The organism is Micromonospora sp. NPDC047753, assembly GCF_040642735.1.
Taxonomy (GTDB): Bacteria; Actinomycetota; Actinomycetes; order Mycobacteriales; family Micromonosporaceae; genus Micromonospora.
The window spans coordinates 1-2,434 of sequence record NZ_JBEYSL010000735.1 but is presented as its reverse complement, the minus strand read 5'-3'; the positions used below and the strand labels follow the sequence as shown (position 1 = coordinate 2,434).

Annotated in this window: 2 protein-coding genes and 1 pseudogene; 1 reads left to right on the top strand and 2 read right to left on the bottom strand. The window is 73.4% G+C overall.

Annotated elements, in window-relative coordinates; genetic code table 11:
• The coding region (locus tag ABZ749_RS33905; RefSeq protein ID WP_357235179.1) for an LON peptidase substrate-binding domain-containing protein at nt 1-667 on the top strand (667 nt) is incomplete at its 5' end.
• Here ABZ749_RS33905 and ABZ749_RS33900 read toward each other — a convergent pair.
• Both ABZ749_RS33900 and ABZ749_RS33895 read right to left on the bottom strand, forming a co-directional pair.
• On the bottom strand, nt 582-1,412 hold the full coding sequence (locus ABZ749_RS33900; RefSeq protein WP_357235176.1) for a DUF2567 domain-containing protein: 831 nt from the start codon (nt 1,410-1,412) through the stop codon (nt 582-584). The two genes, ABZ749_RS33905 and ABZ749_RS33900, sit on opposite strands and share 86 nt — an antisense overlap.
• Nucleotides 1,413-1,468: 56 nt before the next feature.
• Nucleotides 1,469-2,335 (bottom strand): annotated as a pseudogene (locus ABZ749_RS33895) (AAA family ATPase); the annotation flags it as partial.
• Between the last annotated feature and the right edge of the window lie 99 nt (nt 2,336-2,434).

Genomic DNA, 2,434 nt, shown 5'->3' with positions numbered 1-2,434 from the left:
CTTTCCCGGGTTGGTGCTGCCGCTGCACATCTTCGAGGAGCGCTACCGGGCGCTGGTCCGACACCTGGTCGGCCTGCCCGACGGTGCCCCGCGCGAGTTCGGCGTGGTGGCCATCCAGGCCGGCTGGGAGGTCGCGCCCGCCGGTCCCGCCGGTGCCCCGGCCACGTCGGGCGTCGGCGAGGTGACGCTGCACGAGGTGGGCTGCACCGCCGAGCTGCGTCAGGTGACCGAATTGACCGACGGTGGCTTCGACATCGTCACCGTCGGTCGGCGTCGTTTCCGGATCGCCGAGGTCGACGACAGCGCCGAGCCCTACCTGACCGCCGACGTCGAGTGGCTGCCCGACCCGGGCGGCCCGGACGAGGTGGCCGATCTGCTGGCCGCCCGGGTGATCGCGGTGTTCCGGCAGTACCTCGGCCTGATCCGGTCCGACCCGGAGGAGATCTCCGAGCAGTTGCCGGAGGACCCGACTGTGCTCTCGCACCTGGTGGCGGCGACCGCGGCGCTCACCGTCGACGACCGGCAACGGCTGCTGGCGATCGACGACACCGCGTCCCGGCTCCGCGCCGAGCTGCGGTTGCTCAACCGCGAGGCGGCTCTGCTGCGTCAGGTGCGGGCGGTTCCGGTGCCGCTGTCGGAGCTGGCGTCCCCGCCGACACCCAACTGAACTCCCCCGGCTCGGGCTCGGGGCGTAGACCCGGCCACCGCGACCAGCCGGCCAGCAGTGTGTACATGACCGCGGCCCCGAACGCCGGCAGCAGCAGGTTGCCGTGCGGCACCGGCAGCACGCCGAGCAGCCAGTCCACGCCACCGGCACGCAGGTCGGCGGGTTTGCTGAAGGCATGCCCGGCCGGGGCGGTCGCCAGCAGCCGTTCGAAGGTGGCCAGACCGATCCGCCGTCCCACCTGCCAGGCCACCGGCGCGGCGACCAGGGTGCCGAGCACCGCGGCGAGCAACCCGACCGGGCCGCGCCGCCGTCGCAGCACGAACCACAGGGCGAGTGCCACGAGCAGCCCGAAGGCGAGCCCGAGCAGGCTGAACCAGCCGTCGGCGGCGATCGGCTGCTCCGGTTGCGGCTCGGCGTAGATCGCCCCCTCGGCGGTCTTGAGCACCGGGGTGTCCGGCGCGAGAGCGGCCCAGAGCAGCCCGAGCGGAACACCCAGCGCGGCGAGCGCGAGCACGGCGCCCAGCACCGTCGCCAGGGCACGCAGCGGACGACGCGGTTCGTCGAACCGCAGCTCCAGCGAGCTCCCGTACGCCGCCGAGGGCGGCAGGTGACCCGGACCGAACTCGCCCGGCGCTGTCCCGGCCGACGGGTCGACCTCCGGCGGTGTCGCGTCCGGCGTACGGGGTGACGGGGGTTGGTCGGGCTCGTCGACGGGCCGCTCACGGTCGGGGTTGTCCGGGCTCACCCGATGATCCTCTCAGGCCCGGTGCCCGGCCGGGGCTCCGGTGGCGGCAGACCAGCTCACCGGGCGAACGGCTCCACCATCATCGCGGCGGCCCGCAGCCACGCCTGCCGGGTCTCCGGCTGGAGCTGGTGGTACTCGATCGACGACCCGGTCTCCAGAGCCGGGTCGTACGGTACGACGGCCACGCCCCTGGTACGGGTGGCGAAGTGCCGCTCCAGGTCGTCCTGGAGCGTCGAGCGACCCGGGGTCGGGCAGGAGATGAGGGTGATCGCGTTGTCCGCCAACTCGCCCATGCCCTCCTCGTGCAGCAGGTCGAGCATCCAGTCCGCGCTGAACGCGGCGTCCTCCCGGGGCACTGTGGTCACCACCAGCTGGTCGGCGGCCTGCATCACAGTGCGCCAGTTGGGGCTCTCCACGTTGTTGCCGGTGTCGACGCAGACCACGTCGTGAGTGCGCCGCAGCAGCTCCAGCACCCGTCGGACGGTGAACTGGTCCAGTCGCTGGGCGAAGCGCGGGCTCTCCTCGCCGGCCAGCACGTCGTACGAGCCGTCGGAGGCGTGCCGCAGGTAGTCGTCCAGCCGGTCCAGCAGGGTCGCGCCCTCCAGGATCTCGATCTGGGCCAGGTCGCTGATCAGGTGCCGGATCGTGCGGGCGTGCCGGGCGCTGCCGGCGCGCAGGCCGAGGGTGCCGCGCAACTCGTTGTCGTCCCAGGCCAGCACGCCCTTGCCGCGGACACTGCCGACCGTCGCCGCGGCGAGCACGGTGGCGGTCGTCTTGTGCACTCCACCCTTGGGGTTGGCGAAGGCGAACACCCGGGGCGCGCCGAGGTCCCGTTGGAGCACCGCGTTGGCGCGCTCCTGCTCCTGGTCGACGGCCGGTGGGCGCCATTCGACCCGGGCCGGGTAGGCACGTTCGGCGACCGCCGAGCCGACCGCCGGGGCGGGTGGTGGCGGGACGGGCACGGCGACTGTTGCTCGTGGATGACCCACGCCGAGCGGTTAGGTTCGGGCTCGCTCCTGCAG